This window comes from Leptospira alexanderi serovar Manhao 3 str. L 60, assembly GCF_000243815.2.
GTDB classification, from domain to species: domain Bacteria; phylum Spirochaetota; class Leptospiria; order Leptospirales; family Leptospiraceae; genus Leptospira; species Leptospira alexanderi.
Genome location: NZ_AHMT02000012.1, coordinates 1 through 17,500 on the forward strand (window position 1 = coordinate 1; position 17,500 = coordinate 17,500).

A 17,500-nucleotide genomic window follows, 5' to 3' on the forward strand; every position below is an offset into this window, starting at 1 on the left:
CATTTCGGGAATTGCCTGTGTTATTTCCAGTCGAGGAATTTTTCTCATACCCAAGATGATGCGTCATCTCTCCTTGCATTGCTCGTTCAACAAGTGATTTGGTGAGTTGTTTTAAGAGGCCTTCGTTTCCGATCAGCTCTTCGGGGGTTTTACCTTTGATTAATTCATCGAGTAGTTCTTCTGCTCGATTCTTCGGTTTGCTCATACTGCTTTATCCTTGTTACTTTTTCTTTTTTCACAAGTCATTTACACAATCGAGATGACACCCTCTTCTTTGAATTTGAGATCCAAAGACAATTTACAACTTTTACTCTCTCCTTAGGCCGAACTCACGTTATATTATGATTTAGGAAAATTCTCCAGAAGCTCTTTGTTTTTCAACTTCTGATTTTTAAGCATCTCATAGTTTTCGGTCTTAATCGTCTTGAAATTTTGGATGATTTTCATCTTTTCTTTCATAAACTCTTTGAGGGGCTCGACTAATAGCTCTTTACCATTCCAAGTAGCCTGCTCACCTGTCTTAAGGTCCAAATCTCCTCCAGAAGAAGAATGAACGACAACTTCTCCTTCGTTTACAAAAACTCCGTCCGGAATATCGGAATCTTCGTTTTTAGGAACTTTGGTTTTTTCTTCACTGACCACAAATTGAGTTCCACGAACCCCAGCAGTATAAGATGCGGAGTTCACTTCCAATTCTTCCTTTTTATTGGATTTTTGAACATTCGCAAATAGTTTACCGGAAATCAAAGTAACCTTTGACGTATTTTTGGAACTGTCGGAGATGAGTTCAGAGATCTCAATTTTTGTAAACGGCGCGAGTCGTATCACGGAATTTGCGCCCAATTGCAAATCCGCTTTTCCTTCTCCGGTTTCTACTTTCGCTGCTTTCGTAAGAATGACGTTTTTCTTAAGCGCTTCCGTTTTACCAGCTTGAAAATACTGGACCTTTCCGGTTACAAAAAGTACGACTGCAACTTCTTCATCTGCAAAAACAACTTGAGGCAGAAGTATAAGGAAAAAACCGAAGAGTAAAGCTTTGCGAATCATATCGAGAGAATTTACACAGATTTCTAAAAAAATCTACAATTAATTTCTCGATTCCAATAAGCCGAAAAAGTTCAACTTTTACGGTTATTAATTCTTTTTTCAATCACCTGATTCAAAAGATCCGCGAGTTCTTGAAACTCATCCCCTTTGCGAATTTTAATCTTCCTTGCTGGTTCTTCGCCCGTCGCCAGTTTTCTAAGTTGGTTTTTGATATTATAAATCGGACCAGCCATCTTGTGAGAATAGATTACGGTAAAAATAACGGTCATCCCTAAAAACAAACCGGATAAAAACAGAATCCCGTTTACCTGGATCGTAAACATATCGAGTTTGTGATCGTAATCCGGAAGAAAGATTTCCCTTTCCACAAACTTTTCCCTTTCTACTCCGTTTTGAACTTCGAAACCTTTTTGATAAATTTTGATGGGATCGCTCCTCAATCTAAAAACGACTCCCTTGTCGAACTTCGTGTAATTCAACCAATACAGAAAACCTAAGGTTAGAACTAAGCCCAAAACAATGAGTAAGGAATAATTCAATAAAAATTTAAATTGAAAATCCCGGTCTACGATGTAGTTGCTGAAAATTCTTTTTTTACCGGGGTCTTCTTGTGCCATTGCCATGCTAGGGTCCTCGAGACTAAATATCCCGATTGATCGGCCGACTGTCAAAGAGAATTTACTTTTAGTAAAGTTGAATCACTTCGGAAACTAATTCTCTCTGAATAGCGATTTCTTTTTCAAGCGTTTGAACATACATAACGTTTTCATCCATGTCCACGATAACGCCCTCGATTTCTTTTCCGTCGGTTAAAATGACTTTTTCCAATCTTTGAAACTCCGTTAGTAATTCTTGTTTACTGGAGTAGGAACGGTTTTTATCCCGAGGAATGTTTTCGATCGGCAATCTTTCGAATTCAACCTCGATACGACTTTTTTCGGAATCGCTCAAATGGCTCCGAACAAAACCCTTTTGGTTTACGAAAATTCCCTGGTTTGGTTCCAGAACCTGCTCACCTTCCGGTGTCGTTTGTCGAGATTCCGAACGGGTACTGATCGCAACACGCCCTTCCAAAACTTGTACTCGAGTTCCTTCTCCCGGAACGTTTTGAAAACTGAAACTAGTCCCCCGAACCTCCGCGCTTATATTTTCGGAACGCACGACGAATTCTTCCTTCTTAAGATTTTTATGGATATGAGCCAATAACTCTCCCTTCTCCAGATCTATTCCAATCTTGTAATGCGCGGAAAGATCGATCACCCGAAAAGAAACTTCAGAATTGGAAAGAACTCTCACTACAATTCCGTCGGACACTTTTAGATTCAAAATAGCCTTGGAACCAGTAACCACTCTCTGACCTTCTTGAATTCTAACTCCGGGTTTTAAAAGGATCTTGTCCTTGGGATCGGAAGAAGTGAGATAAGCCTCCCCTTCCACCTGTGAAATTTCGACACCTCCCCTTTCGACTCGGAGGGAAGGTTGATCGTTAAAAATAGAATAATATCCTAATGTAACTGCGAAAAGAAAAATCGCGGCTGATGAAAGTGCTAAAACAAGTTTATTTTTTGCAAAATTAGAGAAAGAAAATATTTTTGAGGAATCGGAACGTGCGCGCGTATAAAGAGACTCGAAATCCGATTCTTTGGGGGAATATTCTATCCAAGAATCGCTCAAGCCCTTGGCCAGCCATTCTACAGAAGGACTTAGATCGTTCTGTTTTCCTTGAAATAGAATTTCTTGAATCTTTTCTTCCCTTTTCATTCCCGATTCTTCCATTTTTATTTACAGCGCACCCCAAAACCCCAGTTTACTTTGTCAGAAAGATCAAGCTGCAAGATCCTGTCCCCATCGAACGCTCCTTATAGGAAGTGAGATATCTGAGTCTCTTTCGGGACAGGCTCTTATACTCTTAATCAGGGTTTCAAATTCTTTTTCTCCGCGATCTCGGTCACTTTTGCGGTCGCTTTGACAATTAAACGAGAAACGGTAGAAACCGATATGTTCATAATCTCCGCAATAGTCGCCAGACTGTAATCTTCCATAAACCGAAGAATCAAAGCATATTTCTCGTCCTCTTCGAGTTCATCCAAACAAATCAAAAGCCGTTCTTCTAAATCTTTAAGTTCGGCCTTTCTGACAAAAGAAAGTTTCTCTTCCTGAAAGTCCTGCATCTCAGAATTCCCGCTCTCTTTTACCGTGGAGAACTTCCGAGAATAATTGATAGACCTGTTTCGAGCAATCGTATAAAGCAAACGAATCGCTTGTTCTCGATCCACATCCGAATCCGAATATTTCCTAAAAAAATTTAGGAACGTATCCTGCATCAAATCCATCGCGACCTCAGGATTTCCGGAACTATATTTATAGAGGAAATCAAAGATCCTTCCACTGTACTCTCGATAAAGAGCGTCCATAAAATCTTTCCGGGAGGTCATTGGAACTAAGTTGAAAATAGGAAACCCAATTTCAAGTAAATTCCTTGGTCGCTTCTGTCTTCTATTCTGAGTTAACAAAATGACTTTGATTTTTTTTCAGAATCGAGCTTTTTTTCGAAAGAAAATTAGATTATTTCATTTGATTTAAATTTCAATCGCAATCAAAAGTCTTGGAACAGCGGTACAAATTGCCCTAAAAACCGAGAATTTACCTCTTTAAAGAAAACAATTCTTTCGATAGAATAGATAGGATGTGTCCGGGCTCCACAAGTTCCATTTCAAACAATGTAATAAAACCAAAACAACGTCAGCATTATAGAAACGGATTTATCAAACTCGGTAAAATATTTTCTTCATTCTCTGTTTTAGGAACTTTGTTATTTGTCGGAGTTTTCCTAAAACCCTCGCATTCCATGTTTTCCCAAAACGCCCCACTGGGCGAATCCGCAAATCAACAAAAAGACAAAGAACAAGCCGAAACCAAGCCCCTTTTTCGGGTATTTCCTTCGTATCGAAAGGAAGAATGTGATTGGGCGATTCGCTGGGACATTTGTCTCAGTTGTCTAAAAATCGGAAGAAGATACGCTCAAAAGATCCACTTTTATCCATCAGGGCCATACCGGGAGCACGGATGTTATTCGGATGAAGAAGGATTTTTTATTTTAGATACCGAATGATTTTAAATTTCGCATAGACGTTAGCAAGAGGGCTTTGGAAAAGAAATCAATTGGTTCATTTCTCTCATCTAAATCAACACACTTTTTCTTTTCTTCGAAAGAATTCAAGTTATATTATATTTTTTTAATAGTCAATAAGTATTGAAAAGATAAAAACTTTAAAAATCCGAATGCTGTTTTGAGAAAAAGATCGAACATGGAACAGATACAACCCGTGAGAACTTTCCGTGTTTCGTTTTATGTACGGATCAGCAACGAACATGATTTTCTTTTAGATTTTGTGAAAAGTTTTAAGGAATAAAAGAAAAAAAGCAGAGAAAAAAATCTCCTCCGCCTTTTTAGCTTTTTAGAAAAATCTTATTTTTTACAAGCCTGGATTGCAGGAATACTTTTTGCGGACTTAAGACAAGTAAGATCGAATTTTCCGGACATACATTCTTTTTGTAATACGGGCACTAAAGTTGCTTTCATTGTCGCAATGTTCGCGGCATCTTCCGGCTTTTGTCCCGCAGTCAGATTGGTCAACATTTCGTCCACGATCGGGGCACATTCTTCGGCCGAATATTTCGAACCGGAACACACGACGGTCAACGAAAGAACAGTAAGAACACCTAGGGAAATCATGAGAGCTTTTTTCATCTAATATTCCTCTTTTGAGTATTAGGGACCACTTTAGTCCGATCTTGTTCCCTGAAAAGTGATTTTTTGGAGGGATGAATGGTTATTCTATAATGTACAATCCCCTTTTCTCCCTTAAATTTTAATACTTTGGTGCGGGAATCATAGTGATACTTACCCGCATTGACCAGAACTTCAAATCCATTTTTGTAATGTATTTCCGGGATAAAGATTTCTGTTTCCGGCAATACGCTTCCTTCTTGTTGAAAGAAATATTTGAATAAGGACCTTTCCATATCGAAAGACAAAGCCACGGGCAACCCTTTCGTTCGAATCGGATACGGACGACTGAATGCCCTCACCGCCCTGCCTCCGTCTTCGTCATACGAAGTAGGTGTGTCCTCGGAATAGATCGATAAATCTTCTTCGTTCCATCTGTCTCCCAAACTGTGAGTATGATCGGGAGTATAATTCCATAACGTAAGATGAACAAAATTTTTTTCCACAGCCTTCATCACTCGATCGAGTGCTTGTTCCAATATCCCGTAATCCTTTTTGTGATACGCAACCCTGTGGTTGATGTCCATGGGGATTCCGGTTTCCCCGATTACCGTGGGACAATTGCCCATTTTTTTCTCGGACATTTCCCGGATCATTCGAATCGTTTCCTCATAAGCCCTATCTATATTCTCTTTTCCGAATACAGGTTTTTGTTTGAATACGTGGACACCAAACCAAGGAAAATAACGTTTGAGCATCAACACGGATATATCGTACCAGTGGGTCGCATTGACTACGGAGCCGTAATTTTTCTTAGGGGCTTCCCTCCATTCCAGCTCTAGTCTCGAAGGGTCACTTTCCACAAAGATATGAAAACGACTTTCTGCCTTCTGTACCGCCTCCTTAAACTTCTTGATAAAAGGATACATAAAATCGGAATAGAATTCGTATTTTTTTCCATTCTTCTTATAGAAATATTCCGGCTTTAACATCATCGGGGCACCGTTCGGATCGTAGTCCCAGACCCTGTGATTTCTCCAAACACACTGATATCCCTGTTTCCAAAGAGAAACTCCCCCGCCGTTCAATCGCACTTTACCCCAAGGAAAACTCCAGAATCCGAGCATGTAGGCTTGTTCCGTTGAAACAGTACGCCCTTCGGAAAGATACATCTCCTTGAACGGAGAAGTTTTTATCACTTTTCCAAATCCGAACCCTTCGAACTCTCCCAAGTTCTTTTTTCCGATCCATCCGGGAGAAGGTTCATTCAAGGTATCAAATCCTATCACGTTTTTATACTTCTTGAGCTTGCGCACTATCTTGAGTACGGAATCGATGTAGTGATCTTGTAAAAAATCCTGTGCATTCTTTCCATCAATCCTAGTGTTCGGTGCAAACTCTCTTCCTCCAAAAAATAAGGAGAACATCGTCCCACAAACGTATTTTTGATAGTTGAGAGGCCAGGACATTCTTCTATAATGTCTTCCTTGGTAATGATGTACGATCGCGGTTTCCGAACCTTGAATCTTGGAAATATCCATTCCGAACTCTTCCAAAGTCCAACCAGGAGCACCGTCTCCCCCCGTAAACCGGGACCACACATCCTGATGCGGATCGATAAAAAGATAAAATCCTTTTTGACTGGCAAGGGAAACCATTCTTTCGACGTAGTCTATGTATTCGGTATCGTATTTTCCGGGACCTTTGTGTTCAATCGCTTCCCACGTTATGAGAAACCGCAAGAAATTGAATCCCCATTTCCTCAATCTATCGAAATGTTCCGAAGCCTGATCCTCTTCCAAAGGTCTTCCGACAAAAGATACGTTTCTATGATTCAAGAATGTGAGAGTTTGATCAAAATGTGTGGTTCCGTCGGGTTTGGAGGGAAGTTTCGCAGAGCCGGAAAGATTGACTCCACGTAATTGATAGATCGTTCCGTCCTTACTTGCGAAGTGCCCGTTTTTAACGAATAATTCTTCCATAATATCCTTCGAATTGAATTCGATCGAATTCTCCTTTGTATCTCTTTGTTTTGTTTATGAAGAAAACTTTATTCGCTTTCTTCTCTTTCTTCGCTTTGCGAAGTGCCCGTTTTTAACGAATAATTCTTCCATAATATCCTTCGAATTGAATTCGATCGAATTCTCCTTTGTATCTCTTTGTTTTGTTTATGAAGAAAACTTTATTCGCTTTCTTCTCTTTCTTCGCTTTGCGAAGTGCACGTTTTTAACGAACAATTCTTCCATAATATTCCTCGAATTGAATTTGATCGAATTCTCCTTTGTATCTCTTTGTTTTGTTTATGAAGAAAACTTTATTCGCTTTCTTCGCTTTGCGAAGTGCCAATCGCGACGCTCCGCTGCTCTTTGGCAATCTCGCTTCCTATGGGGCGCTCGATTTCCCGAATTGAATTCTTGCGTCCTCGTATCCTCGACCGATCAAATAATCGGCTTGGACTTGAGAGAAATTTAGGATACTTCCGAATCCGAGAGAAGTTCTAGGACCGATCGTTCTTATCTTTAGTTCGGGCCGGGTCGCGCTCGGAATGGATAAGAGAGAAGTGAACTTGGATTTTTTCCCCTTTTTCTTTTTTTTTCGAAGTTTAAATTGGACATCACAGTTTGATACGAACCAATAAGAGACAGTTCAAACGCTCTCTCTAAACCTTCCCTTCTTGTCTTCGGTAAACCCATATCGACTCCTCCAACAGGAGAAAGTAATACTACGACAATGTCAGTCGCCCCCCGTTCCAAAACAGGAAGGATCGGAGTGTTTGCCATCACTCCCCCGTCCCAATGAGGTCTTCCGTCCACGTATTGCCAAGGAAAGAACATGGGAATCGCCGAAGAGGCCATAACGTGTTCTATATCAATTTCCTTGTTTCTAAAAAATACGAGTTCCGCAGTGAGAATGTTGACCGCGGTAATGATAATTTCGGTTGGGTTTTTTCTAAGTTTGCGAAAATCCAAATAAGAATAAAGTAAGTTCTTGAGAGGCGTCGTATCAGTTAAAGGAGAATAACTTTTTACAAAGATGTCTACTAGATCGTTCCAGATAGAATAGCGCATCACTTTTTTGGCTTCGATGGATTTCCAAAGTTTCGTTATCTCGGCGGCATTCATTCCGCAACCCATCGCAGTCGCGGTGATCGCTCCTACGGAAGTACCACAGATGATATCCGGTTTGAATTGAATCTCCTCCAGATAACGAAGAACCCCCGCTTGGTAAGCACCTCGGGCTCCTCCTCCGGATAGAATAAGGGCACGCTTCATTCTACCTGAATCTCAAGTGGGCTGAAAAAAGAGAAGAATTTTCGGTTTGTTCAAAGAAACTCAATGGGAAAGATTTCTCAAAAGAGGAAACCTCCTGAGCGACTGCATCGTTTCATCGACATCTATCTGTCGAGATCGGAAGCTCAAGAATGACCAGTTCTCGAAACTCAGAAAGGTCAGCGGTCTGATTGGATTGCAATGCCCCGACTACGGCTGTATTGCAAGTAAAACCCGGGCTATTGCTCAGCCACCTCACAGGTCAATTGTTTGTAACAACTATCATTCACTAGACCACCTCCTTTTCGTGTGGCTGCAAAATATTTTGTCTCATGAAAATGTCAAGAACAGACTGATTTTTTAGAGCCAATTTTCAAAAGCTCTGAACCAAAAATTCCCTTCATAAAGTGGGAGTTTCCACATTTCAAGTGCCGAGGGTTTAGTCACTAGGGGGTTAGGACTTTACATAGTTGTCCCTAACATCTTAAACGTAGGAACTCTCACATTTAAGAACTGTAAAACCGGAATTTTATGAAAAAAAGAAAGCCGTTCTAGGAGTTCCTAGATTTTTGTGAAACATAAAGAGCGTAGTGAAGTTCATCTGTTCCCAGTCTCCTAGCTGAGGCGAGTTTACGAAACCGCTTTCACTTTGGAAATTAATATCAGGGCGATTACATTGAAACCCATCGCCAGATATCCCGCCACCTCGTAGTTCTGATAAGGAGAAGTTGGGCTTGCGGCAACAAGAATACTTCCTCCAATCGTAGCCCCGAGTCCGGAAGCGAGATTTTGCAAAGCCGAGATCACCGTCATAAAACGTCCTCGATCACTCGGTTCCGTCGCAGATGTTATCAAGGCCAAAGCAGGAATCCACCTTCCCGATACGATTACCATAAAAGCGGTTGTGAGAATCAGAACATTCACAAGCGAAGCCTGTCCGAGGTTGGTCATGATAAAGATCGGAATGAAAGATAAGGGAACCAGAATATAGAATACCTTGTGTTTTCCAATCTTATCCGAAACGATTCCGATTACTCTGGAAGAAAAGAACGTAACAAGACCGCCGAAAAAATAAATCCAAGGAATGCTGTCCTTAGGGATCCCCACATTTCTTTCCATATAAGGCGCGATAAACGGAATCACAGTAAAACCGCCGAGAATCACAAACATAATGAGCATATAAGAAGCCATGTACTTCCTATATGTAAGAATCCGAAAAAAATTCCGAACCGGATTGGCCCCCGCAAATTGAAACGGAGGAATACTCGGAAGATGATAATTCATCAGAACCAAAATCGGAAGACTTAAAAGGACAATCCCGGCAAAAGACATATTCCATCCGTAATACTCCGCCACTTTGAGTCCCAAGGGAATTCCAATCACAGAAGCAACGGAAAAAGCTCCCATAATCGCACCGGTCGCCCTTCCCCTGCGATCCATCCCAATCACATCCCCTACAATCGCAAAGATAACGGAACCTAAAATCCCTCCGAATGCACCGGAAATAATTCTCGCAATCAAAAGAAGAAAGTACGAATCCGCAACCGCACAAAAAGCGGTTCCCACGATAAAACCAGAGTACAAAAAAATCGCCGCAGATTTCCGGTTGAAACGATCGATAAAAAGTACGCCTACGATTCCAGCTATAAACGCGCTGTACGTATATGCGGAAATGAGAACGGAAAATTCTTTCGGATTGATACCAAACGCTTCCTGAAAATAAGTTCCCAGTGGCATCATAATTACAAAATCGAGAATATGAGTGAATTGAACCGCCGCCAACACAAAGATCAGCATCGTTTCGGATTTGACGTGAATGTTACGGGCAGAACGAAAAGACATATGGATCATTTTGCAAAATGTCGATTTTCTTGTAGATAGAAAAACGTGAAAAATGGATCGAATGTCTTGATTTTCGAAAATCCGCCGAAATCCTACCGACGACAAATCGGAATCCGCGCGCTGCACCCGAATTGAATCGATAAGTTGCGAATTTGAGTTTCGGAGCCGATAATTTAGAAATGGAAAATTTGAGTTTTAAACCAAATAGTAAATTGATTTCCGCAACTTCTACCCTTTCTTCGGTCAAATCGGGTCAAAGGGTTTTCGTTCGCAGCGTTGCTTCCGCACTTCTCCTTGATGTTTTGACCGCTCGCGCAAACAAACTGTCCAATGTGAAAATCATCCGCCTTTATACCGAAGAAAAAACTCCTTATGCCAAGACATTGACTTTGAAACCAACTTTCGATGAAATTTGAAAAAAATAAAGTCTATGAAGGAATTTTTCTTTCGGACGTTCATTACCTTCTGAACAAGAAGATAAAATCCCATAAACACAAGGAACTATTTCAGTTTCTAGATTATCTAAAAAAGAAAAACGTTCGTTTTAAGAACATTTATCTCGTGGGAGATATCATAGAAAATTGGTTCTTCAGCGCCGCACGCAAACTCAAAAAAAGTAAGAAAAAATTCAACAAACTCTTCGATAGATTAGATTCCTTATCCGTGTTAGACGGAAACAAAATCTACATTGTGGGAAATCACGATTCTACTTCCTATCTTATGAATCTCCCTCCCAAAATCGAAAGATATCTTCGAGAAAGAAATTGGAAGATTTGTAAAAAAATCGAAAACGAAACATTGATCGCGGTTCACGGACACCAGGGACAATACAACCGTTTCACTTGGATAGGTTCGATTTTTATATTACGTTTTCTACATATAATTGCCCTATTCCTTCCGAATTTGTTTCGTTTTTCGGAAGCCTTCTATCAAAAACATTTAAACCGACAAGACCCCGCCACCACGGAAGAAATTCTTAAATACTATGAACGTCTTTCCAGAATCACACATCAAAACGACAGGGTTCTTATTTCCGGGCACACGCACGATTTTCTTTGCATCCCTCATTTAAAAATTATCAATACGGGTGACTGGGTAAAGAGCAATAGTTTTGTACTACAAGACGACTTCCGTTTTATCGGAGCCAAAATGAATAAGCGCGGAGAATTCTCGAAAGAATTTATCTACAAACATCAGTAAGAATCCCTTCCTTCAATAAAATATTTCTTGCGGAACGTTTTCAAAAGGTGCAGAATTACCGGATGCAAATTCCCGACTATTCTACTATCTTGCAGTTTATTTCGGAAAACCCTTGGTCTTCTTCGTTTTATGCGATCGGAACTTACACTCTCATCGCGCTTCTACACGACATCTTTCAGCGAAGACACGCGATCAAACACAACTTCCCCCTTGTGGGAAGACTCCGTTATCTTTTTGAAACGATCGGTCCCGAACTGCGCCAGTACTGGGTTGCCAATGATAAAGAAGAGATGCCTTTTAGCAGAGCAGAACGTTCTTGGGTTTACGCGACCGCAAAAAAACAAAACAACAACTTCGGTTTCGGAACCACTGAACTTTTGTACGAAGCCGGTTATCCGATCATCAAACACAGCGCGTTTCCGTTTCCCGAATCCAAAGTAAAACATCTCAAAAACGATACTTCCATGATTCCCTGCCTCAAGGTCATCGGAGAATTTCACAATCGTAAAAAACCGTTTCGTCCTCCGTCCGTGGTGAACATTTCCGCGATGTCGTACGGATCTCTCGGTAAGAACGCGGTCTCCGCTCTCAACAAGGGAGCGATGATGGCGCACTGTTATCAAAATACGGGAGAAGGCGGAATCAGCCCCTATCACAAGTTAGGCGGCGATATCGTTTGGCAGATCGGAACCGGATATTTCGGGACGAGAGACGAAAAAGGAAATTTCTCCCTAGATCTGTTCGGTCAAAAAATTCAAGAAAATCCTCAAGTAAGAATGATAGAAATCAAACTTTCCCAAGGCGCCAAACCCGGCAAGGGAGGAATTCTTCCCGGAAAAAAAGTGACCCGACAGATTGCGAGCATCCGGGGAGTTCCCTTAGGACAAGATTGTGTTTCGCCTAACGCACATTCCGAGTTCGGAAACGTAAACGAACTGATCGACTTTATCGAAAGACTTCACTCCGCAAGCGGACTTCCGGTCGGGATCAAAAGCGCGATCGGTGAAATTCATTTTTGGAACGAACTCGCGGAAAGAATGAAACAAACCGGCAAGGGTCCGGACTTTATCACGATCGACGGAGGAGAAGGAGGAACAGGAGCGGCTCCGTTAGCCTTTGCGGATCACGTTTCTCTTCCTTTCAAGGTCGGATTTGCGAGAGTCTATCAAGTCTTTCAGAAAGAAAAACTTTCCGAAAGAATGGCTTGGATTGGAAGCGGTAAATTAGGATTTCCTGATAGAGCCATCGTAGCGTTCGCGATGGGTTGTGACCTCATCAACATAGCCAGAGAAGCGATGATGTCCATCGGTTGTATCCAAGCCCAACGTTGTCATACGGATCACTGTCCCACGGGAGTCGCGACCCAAAACCGTTGGTTACAAGCCGGTCTCGACATAGAACTCAAAGCGGAACGGAACGCAAACTATATCAAAGGACTTCGAAGAGAAGTTCTTTCGGTAACACACGCCGCCGGATACGAACATCCGCTTCAATTCAGAGGAAGTGACATTGAAATTAGCGCGGGGTTGAATATTTTCAAGCCTCTTGAAACGATCTTAGGCTATGAAAGAGATCACGTCCATTTTACGAAAATGTTGGATTATACCGATCATACTTACTTGGAAGAATATATGCAGGGAAAGTCTTCGGAATAATCTCCATTTTTTTATATCAAAACTTAGATTATTCTAATTTTATAATAATAAATTAGAAACATATTCCGCTTTTTGCGTGTTAGGCTGCTTCTTTTCGAGGGCAAATCGTTGCTCACTCTTAGAAATATTGCGAAATTTCTCAACACAAAATCAATTCAAAATATGGTTAGTTTGTCAAAAGTGATTGAATCATTCAGAATTTATTTTTATTTGGCTAAGATTTTTCAAAATTAATTTTTAAGGAAAATAAAATGGAAACTGAAAAAAATACGAGTTTAGAAAAACAAGATTCTTCGAACGTGGAAGCGGTGGGTAAACTGACCTCTACAGTAAACTTAGACGGTTTACCGAGTAATTGGTCGGTCGAGGTGACGAGTTTTACCCCAGTGATTCCTTCGGGAAACAACGGTTGGTACGCTATCAATAACGGCCCCACTCCCCCTTATACACTTCAAGCCGACGGTCAGCTGGTTTCCTGCATTTTGAGTTCTACTAACATTACAGATAGTGGAGAGGGACCCTACGGAATATATGCGTTCCAAGTGACGAATGAAAAAGGATATACGAGCGACGGTACTTTACAGCTTGGTTCCAGCCAATGGGGTGCAGTCCAAAGACCGGATCAAATATATCTGACTTTTGATTTTTTAGACGATTCGAATCCGGCGCAAACGATTTTAATGCCGGTGCCTACTCTGTTGACTCCGGATCCATTTTCTCTCGGTTTTGGAGAGGATGGCAGCGATAACGTAATTATGGTTGGTTCCTCCAACCAGACGGTAACAACATGGGTCGTGGCTCAAATTATCCAAGGGTTGATAACCGTGCACACTACGTTACTAAGTTGGATATGGAGAAATATATAAACGACGCTCGGATTCTTTTCCTTGCCACGTAAGTTTTTAGAAAAAAACCTGTGTGAAACTCAATGCGCAAGTTTTCCTTTTCTTTTATGAACGCAGTCGAAGAAGCCGGGGAAGTTTTAATAAAACCGGTTTCCTTTTTTAAGGATCTTTCCAAAGCTCCCGAAGAATCCCTGATCTCCTTATATCTTCGTTGTTTGGTCTATATTGGCTTTTTATACGCGGTTACAGTAATCAGCATGACTTTACTCACTCCGAATGAACTTCCCAATCCACCCTTGACTTTTTTATTTTTCGAAATGCCGATGGCGTATTTACTCGCGAGTTTTATTATTTTTCCTATTTTAGGTTTTCTTTATATGTTTTTCTCTTGGATCTGCGGGGGAAATACCGCTTGGAAACAAAACTTTAGAGCCAGCACCGCGATCTTAAGCGTGTTTTGGGTGATACTATTTCTGCAAAGCTTCGGTGGTTTGATTCACATTTATCTGGGCATGTGGATCGGAATCGCTTTTACCGCATACGTTCCGTTTTTATTCTTTCTTGCTTTGACTTCTTATCTAAAAGCTCCCGTAAAAAGGACCGCGATCGTACTTTCCCTATTTACGATCGTATTTTTGTATCTTCAATACTCAAGAATGGATTCATACATAAAAGATTATAAAATCATCGAGAACATGAATTCCCAAAAATCCCTTACAAGAGAAAAAGAAATTCAAGGAGAACGGGAAGCGATGGAAATCATCCGAAAGGCAATGGAAAAAGCAAAAGCCGAAGAACAAAGGTAAACAAGAGCAGATTTTTTTCGGAATACAATTATGGGGTTTTCAAAAACTTTCGACATTTTCGTCAGATTTGCGTCGGGGAACTCTTTCAATTTATTCAAAGTAAACGGAGTTTTGCCAAGCCGGAAGCCGATTCTTGTGTCTTAAGGTATAACGTTCCGTTCATTTGTTTCGTCTATTCTAGTACAGAAAAAATGAATTTAATCATAAGCGTTTTCAAGACCGGTCCTGGGGGCGCGTCCCGGGAATCTCCTATACATGAAAAGCCCCCGTAAAAAACTGGCTTATCAGCTATACTTGAGGGTTTTTCTATGAAACGCACCGAACTGGAAAGAAGAGAAAGAGACCTCCGCAAGGCAGAAAAAAAGGTTCAACTTCAAGAAAAGAGACTCGCCTCCGGAAAAGGAAATAGCGTAGGAGTTTATATCGACGAGTTGTCGGCACTCTTTCGCTACGATGCGACAGAAATTTTCAATACCGGAGATGACATCGCGATCTTGGAACTTTTAGAAGACATTCAGGCGAATCTTCCCGCAAAACAATGGGAAAACGTACTTCGCAAAGCGATCAAAAAGACCGGAGTTCAGGAAAAAGAAAAAGCTTACAACGAACTCAAAGAATTGATGAATGAAGAAGAACCCGAACAGACCGAAGAAGAAATCGGGGCTTAAACCCCGATTTCTTCCGACTCCACATTTTGTATCTATTCTCAAAAAAATCTTTCTCATCAACTTTTTTATATTTAACGTGAGCAGGGTCGTAAGAATCCATGATTCATTTTTCTGAAACAAGTTGGAATCTGGACTTTGTAAATCTATTCTTAAAATGTGGGAACTACCACAAATCACGATTTTACGAACAATTCTAAAATTGTAGGAACTCCTACTTTTAGAGAATTCTTTCTCATTTTCTCCACGAACTCACGTTATTTACAGCGCGTCTCAAAACTCCAGTTAATATTACATGGAAAAATATCTACAATTAGAGTTGTTGAAAAATTAATTCTCTATCCGTTTCCGCCCTATTGAAATGGGCGTTTGAAGCGGTTTTGTTAATCTGAATCACGGAATTTTTCAACAACTCTAATGAATCTTATAAAATTCCTTTACGAGGAAGCAAATGTATTTCGTCCGGATAAACAGTATCCGGTAAGATAGAAAGCGTCGCGAGCCATTTCCCGAAATCGTCAACCGGGATCATATCCTCCTGCTCGAATCCTTCTCTACCTCTCCAAATTTCCGTATACACCGCGCCCGGATAAACGGTAATAACTCGAATTCCTTTCGACTTCAACTCTTCTCGGAGAGCTTTTGCAAAACCTGCAATGGCATGTCGGCTCGCACAATAGGCCGTAGAATTCGAAAAACCCTGATATCCCGCAGTCGAAGAAAGATAGCACAAAAATGAACCAGGTTTTAAAAGAGGAAGTATTTCTTTTGTAAGCAAAAAAAGGGAATTCAGATTGAGAACAAAATGTGCATTCCATTCTTCTAATGCAATTTGCCCTACGGGCTTGAATAAGCCGCTTCCAAAAGTAAAATAAACCCCGGCCAAGGAAAAAGCCCGTTTTTTCAAGGCCGTAACAAATTCAAGGACCTCTGATTGTCTGGAAAGATTACACTGGAAATTTTTTCCAGGTTCGAAGTCATTGCTCGGTTTCCAAACTTCCCCCGTCCTCGAAACTCCGATCGCAGATCGATCCAATAGATTCAGATTTTCTAATACGGACTTCCCGATTCCCGAACCGGCTCCGGCAACGAGTATAAGATTGTTTTCTTTCTCTGAAGACAAAGCCAATTCTCTCTATTAGAAAAATGTAGCCGGATAAACTGGGAATTCCGCAAAATACACTTCCTGACGATCCGACTCCGAAATATTATTTTCCGTAGGGAGAGGATTAGACAAATTTCTTGAGGATATCATATATTTGAGTATAAAATCAGTCGCTTCCAAGTTTCGATTTGCCTGAACCGTATCCTTCCCCCATACTGTAATCCCGTGTTTTTCGATGATGCAGAACGGAATAACAGGTTTGTATTCTTTCAGATAACTTTCAAGACAGTCTGAAATATCCTGTACATTCGGAAAATTGTAGATCACAGGAACATAAACCTTAGGGTTTTCTTTCCAGATTCCGTACACTTTTAGAATTTCAATCGCGGGAAGTTCCAAAAGAGCGACCGGTCGATGCTGGGAAGTGTTCGTACGAATCAGATTAGATTCCAGAGTATGGACGTGCAATCCACAGCCAATATCGTCTAACGCACAGTAGACAGCCCTGTGGATCGAAGTTTCGGCGCTAGGCTTAAGCCCTTTCTCCGCCTTGGTATTTTTCGAAGCGGAAAGTTGACCCGATTCCAAATCGACGTATAGAAAATTACGTTTGTTTAATGTGTTCTTATCCAGACCGCTTCCGCTCACCCAGAAGCCGGATTCCCCTAAGACTCGGACGGAAAGATTACCGGCGGTTCCCGGCATCCATCCGTTCTTATGGTAGGTAGCCCCCAATGCGGAGAGCTTTTCTAGTTGTTTTTTGACGGACATATCAGTCCAGAGAATTGGTCTCTTCCACGTAGTTCGGCACCCAACCGCTCATATCCTGAAAGTAACGAACCGCTTTGATTCTTTTTTTATCGTCCAAATAAAACCAATGATTCGTGTTTCTTGGAACGGAGATAAAATCGTCCTTTACGACATGAACGAGAAACTTCTCGCCTTTCAATACAAAACCGAAAACGCCGGAACCGTCCACGATATATCTCACCTCCTCGTCGGTGTGATAGTGAACTCGGTCGAACTTAGCAAGCATGTCGTTTAATCCCGAAATGTTCGGATGTAATACGATCAGGTCTCTGGATTGATAACCTTCTTTTTCTTTGAGAACTTCAAAACGACCATCCAGTTTTTTTAAAAGTTCCTCTTTTTCGACATCGGCAAGCACTTCCTTATCCGTCAAATCCGTTGCGTTAGACGGCACCTTCCAGTGATCGTAATCAATTCCTCTTTCTTTAAGAAAGGATTTCACTTCGTTCGTTTCCTCGATCGGTGCCAAACCTTTTTGTCGTATTATCGTTGCCATAAAATTCTCCGCGGTTTGTTATTTATTGAC

Annotated in this window: 18 protein-coding genes and 2 pseudogenes (1 of these 20 cut by a window edge); 7 read left to right on the forward strand and 13 right to left on the reverse strand. The window is 41.1% G+C overall.

The features are described from left to right. From LEP1GSC062_RS03225 to LEP1GSC062_RS03245, 5 genes are all read right to left on the reverse strand, one after another. Positions 1 to 205 (reverse strand): transposase (locus LEP1GSC062_RS03225; protein ID WP_020983425.1); only part of this gene is annotated, 205 nt, incomplete at its 3' end. Positions 206 to 339: 134 nt separating this feature from the next. After that, positions 340 to 1,047 (reverse strand): FecR family protein, encoded by a 708-nt coding sequence (locus LEP1GSC062_RS03230; RefSeq protein WP_010579353.1) that lies wholly within the window; start codon positions 1,045 to 1,047, stop codon positions 340 to 342. A gap of 71 nt (positions 1,048 to 1,118) precedes the next feature. Then, positions 1,119 to 1,670 (reverse strand): HAMP domain-containing protein, encoded by a 552-nt coding sequence (locus LEP1GSC062_RS03235; protein WP_010579354.1) that lies wholly within the window; start codon positions 1,668 to 1,670, stop codon positions 1,119 to 1,121. 61 nt (positions 1,671 to 1,731) lie between these two features. Continuing rightward, positions 1,732 to 2,823 carry a FecR family protein gene (locus tag LEP1GSC062_RS03240; RefSeq protein ID WP_010579355.1) on the reverse strand — a complete coding sequence of 364 codons (1,092 nt, stop codon included), beginning with the start codon at positions 2,821 to 2,823 and terminating at the stop codon, positions 1,732 to 1,734. 137 nt (positions 2,824 to 2,960) lie between these two features. Further along, a complete protein-coding gene (locus tag LEP1GSC062_RS03245) occupies positions 2,961 to 3,461 on the reverse strand; it encodes an RNA polymerase sigma factor (protein ID WP_010579356.1) in 501 nt (166 codons plus the stop codon). A 272-nt stretch (positions 3,462 to 3,733) separates the two neighbouring features. Here LEP1GSC062_RS03245 and LEP1GSC062_RS03250 point away from each other — a divergent pair, with 272 nt between their 5' ends. Beyond that, on the forward strand, positions 3,734 to 4,159 hold the full coding sequence (locus LEP1GSC062_RS03250) for a hypothetical protein (RefSeq protein WP_010579357.1): 426 nt from the start codon (positions 3,734 to 3,736) through the stop codon (positions 4,157 to 4,159). A 357-nt stretch (positions 4,160 to 4,516) separates the two neighbouring features. On the opposite strand, the gene LEP1GSC062_RS03255 is transcribed toward LEP1GSC062_RS03250, so the two are convergent. The 4 genes and pseudogenes from LEP1GSC062_RS03255 to LEP1GSC062_RS03275 all read right to left on the reverse strand — a co-directional run bounded on the left by LEP1GSC062_RS03255 (position 4,517) and on the right by LEP1GSC062_RS03275 (position 9,888). After that, positions 4,517 to 4,798, reverse strand: coding sequence for a TIGR04454 family lipoprotein (locus LEP1GSC062_RS03255; protein ID WP_010579358.1), 282 nt, complete (start codon positions 4,796 to 4,798; stop codon positions 4,517 to 4,519). Further along, a complete protein-coding gene (locus LEP1GSC062_RS03260; protein ID WP_010579359.1) occupies positions 4,795 to 6,759 on the reverse strand; it encodes a glycoside hydrolase family 5 protein in 1,965 nt (654 codons plus the stop codon). Before LEP1GSC062_RS03260 ends, LEP1GSC062_RS03255 begins: the two co-directional genes overlap by 4 nt. A 400-nt stretch (positions 6,760 to 7,159) precedes the next feature. Then, positions 7,160 to 8,049 (reverse strand): annotated as a pseudogene (locus tag LEP1GSC062_RS03270) (patatin-like phospholipase family protein). 627 nt (positions 8,050 to 8,676) lie between these two features. Beyond that, on the reverse strand, positions 8,677 to 9,888 hold the full coding sequence (locus LEP1GSC062_RS03275; RefSeq protein ID WP_010579362.1) for an MFS transporter: 1,212 nt from the start codon (positions 9,886 to 9,888) through the stop codon (positions 8,677 to 8,679). 188 nt (positions 9,889 to 10,076) lie between these two features. On the opposite strand from LEP1GSC062_RS03275, the pseudogene LEP1GSC062_RS03280 reads away from it, so the two are divergent. The 6 genes and pseudogenes from LEP1GSC062_RS03280 to LEP1GSC062_RS03305 all read left to right on the forward strand — a co-directional run. Next, positions 10,077 to 10,268, forward strand: a pseudogene (locus LEP1GSC062_RS03280) (4-hydroxybutyrate CoA-transferase); the annotation flags it as partial. A 25-nt stretch (positions 10,269 to 10,293) separates the two neighbouring features. Further along, positions 10,294 to 11,088, forward strand: coding sequence for a UDP-2,3-diacylglucosamine diphosphatase (locus LEP1GSC062_RS03285; RefSeq protein WP_010579365.1), 795 nt, complete (start codon positions 10,294 to 10,296; stop codon positions 11,086 to 11,088). A gap of 62 nt (positions 11,089 to 11,150) precedes the next feature. Beyond that, positions 11,151 to 12,743 (forward strand): FMN-binding glutamate synthase family protein, encoded by a 1,593-nt coding sequence (locus tag LEP1GSC062_RS03290; protein WP_010579366.1) that lies wholly within the window; start codon positions 11,151 to 11,153, stop codon positions 12,741 to 12,743. Positions 12,744 to 12,994: 251 nt separating this feature from the next. Beyond that, positions 12,995 to 13,609, forward strand: coding sequence for a hypothetical protein (locus LEP1GSC062_RS03295; RefSeq protein ID WP_020983440.1), 615 nt, complete (start codon positions 12,995 to 12,997; stop codon positions 13,607 to 13,609). Positions 13,610 to 13,671: 62 nt separating this feature from the next. Next, positions 13,672 to 14,394 carry a Yip1 family protein gene (locus tag LEP1GSC062_RS03300; RefSeq protein WP_010579367.1) on the forward strand — a complete coding sequence of 241 codons (723 nt, stop codon included), beginning with the start codon at positions 13,672 to 13,674 and terminating at the stop codon, positions 14,392 to 14,394. A 308-nt stretch (positions 14,395 to 14,702) separates the two neighbouring features. Further along, entirely contained in the window at positions 14,703 to 15,062 is a 360-nt protein-coding gene (locus LEP1GSC062_RS03305) for an LB_289 family protein (RefSeq protein WP_010579368.1), read from the forward strand. 421 nt (positions 15,063 to 15,483) lie between these two features. On the opposite strand, the gene LEP1GSC062_RS03310 is transcribed toward LEP1GSC062_RS03305, so the two are convergent. The 4 genes in view from LEP1GSC062_RS03310 to efp are tightly spaced (at most 18 nt apart) and all read right to left on the reverse strand, a layout consistent with a single transcriptional unit that may run on beyond the window. Continuing rightward, positions 15,484 to 16,182: an SDR family oxidoreductase gene (locus LEP1GSC062_RS03310; protein ID WP_010579369.1), complete on the reverse strand. Its 699-nt coding sequence runs from the start codon at positions 16,180 to 16,182 to the stop codon at positions 15,484 to 15,486. Positions 16,183 to 16,197: 15 nt separating this feature from the next. Continuing rightward, on the reverse strand, positions 16,198 to 16,935 hold the full coding sequence (gene mtnB / locus LEP1GSC062_RS03315) for a methylthioribulose 1-phosphate dehydratase (RefSeq protein WP_010579370.1): 738 nt from the start codon (positions 16,933 to 16,935) through the stop codon (positions 16,198 to 16,200). 1 nt (position 16,936) lies between these two features. After that, on the reverse strand, positions 16,937 to 17,470 hold the full coding sequence (locus tag LEP1GSC062_RS03320) for a 1,2-dihydroxy-3-keto-5-methylthiopentene dioxygenase (RefSeq protein ID WP_010579371.1): 534 nt from the start codon (positions 17,468 to 17,470) through the stop codon (positions 16,937 to 16,939). An 18-nt stretch (positions 17,471 to 17,488) separates the two neighbouring features. Further along, positions 17,489 to 17,500, reverse strand: the end of a protein-coding gene (efp, locus tag LEP1GSC062_RS03325) for an elongation factor P (protein WP_002627711.1). Its footprint extends 555 nt past the window's final position; the window shows 12 of its 567 coding nt (coding positions 556-567); its start codon lies beyond the right edge, outside the window; the stop codon is at positions 17,489 to 17,491.

What these genes read in the sequence shown, in the direction of transcription:
- LEP1GSC062_RS03230 (WP_010579353.1), bottom strand. Translation starts at nt 1,047, where the DNA reads ATGATTCGCAAAGCTTTACTCTTCGGTTTTTTCCTTATACTTCTGCCT.
- LEP1GSC062_RS03235 (WP_010579354.1), bottom strand. Translation starts at nt 1,670, where the DNA reads ATGGCAATGGCACAAGAAGACCCCGGTAAAAAAAGAATTTTCAGCAAC.
- LEP1GSC062_RS03240 (WP_010579355.1), bottom strand. Translation starts at nt 2,823, where the DNA reads ATGGAAGAATCGGGAATGAAAAGGGAAGAAAAGATTCAAGAAATTCTA.
- LEP1GSC062_RS03245 (WP_010579356.1), bottom strand. Translation starts at nt 3,461, where the DNA reads ATGGACGCTCTTTATCGAGAGTACAGTGGAAGGATCTTTGATTTCCTC.
- LEP1GSC062_RS03250 (WP_010579357.1), top strand. Translation starts at nt 3,734, where the DNA reads ATGTGTCCGGGCTCCACAAGTTCCATTTCAAACAATGTAATAAAACCA.
- LEP1GSC062_RS03255 (WP_010579358.1), bottom strand. Translation starts at nt 4,798, where the DNA reads ATGAAAAAAGCTCTCATGATTTCCCTAGGTGTTCTTACTGTTCTTTCG.
- LEP1GSC062_RS03260 (WP_010579359.1), bottom strand. Translation starts at nt 6,759, where the DNA reads ATGGAAGAATTATTCGTTAAAAACGGGCACTTCGCAAGTAAGGACGGA.
- LEP1GSC062_RS03275 (WP_010579362.1), bottom strand. Translation starts at nt 9,888, where the DNA reads ATGTCTTTTCGTTCTGCCCGTAACATTCACGTCAAATCCGAAACGATG.
- LEP1GSC062_RS03285 (WP_010579365.1), top strand. Translation starts at nt 10,294, where the DNA reads ATGAAATTTGAAAAAAATAAAGTCTATGAAGGAATTTTTCTTTCGGAC.
- LEP1GSC062_RS03290 (WP_010579366.1), top strand. Translation starts at nt 11,151, where the DNA reads ATGCAAATTCCCGACTATTCTACTATCTTGCAGTTTATTTCGGAAAAC.
- LEP1GSC062_RS03295 (WP_020983440.1), top strand. Translation starts at nt 12,995, where the DNA reads ATGGAAACTGAAAAAAATACGAGTTTAGAAAAACAAGATTCTTCGAAC.
- LEP1GSC062_RS03300 (WP_010579367.1), top strand. Translation starts at nt 13,672, where the DNA reads ATGCGCAAGTTTTCCTTTTCTTTTATGAACGCAGTCGAAGAAGCCGGG.
- LEP1GSC062_RS03305 (WP_010579368.1), top strand. Translation starts at nt 14,703, where the DNA reads ATGAAACGCACCGAACTGGAAAGAAGAGAAAGAGACCTCCGCAAGGCA.
- mtnB (WP_010579370.1), bottom strand. Translation starts at nt 16,935, where the DNA reads ATGTCCGTCAAAAAACAACTAGAAAAGCTCTCCGCATTGGGGGCTACC.
- LEP1GSC062_RS03320 (WP_010579371.1), bottom strand. Translation starts at nt 17,470, where the DNA reads ATGGCAACGATAATACGACAAAAAGGTTTGGCACCGATCGAGGAAACG.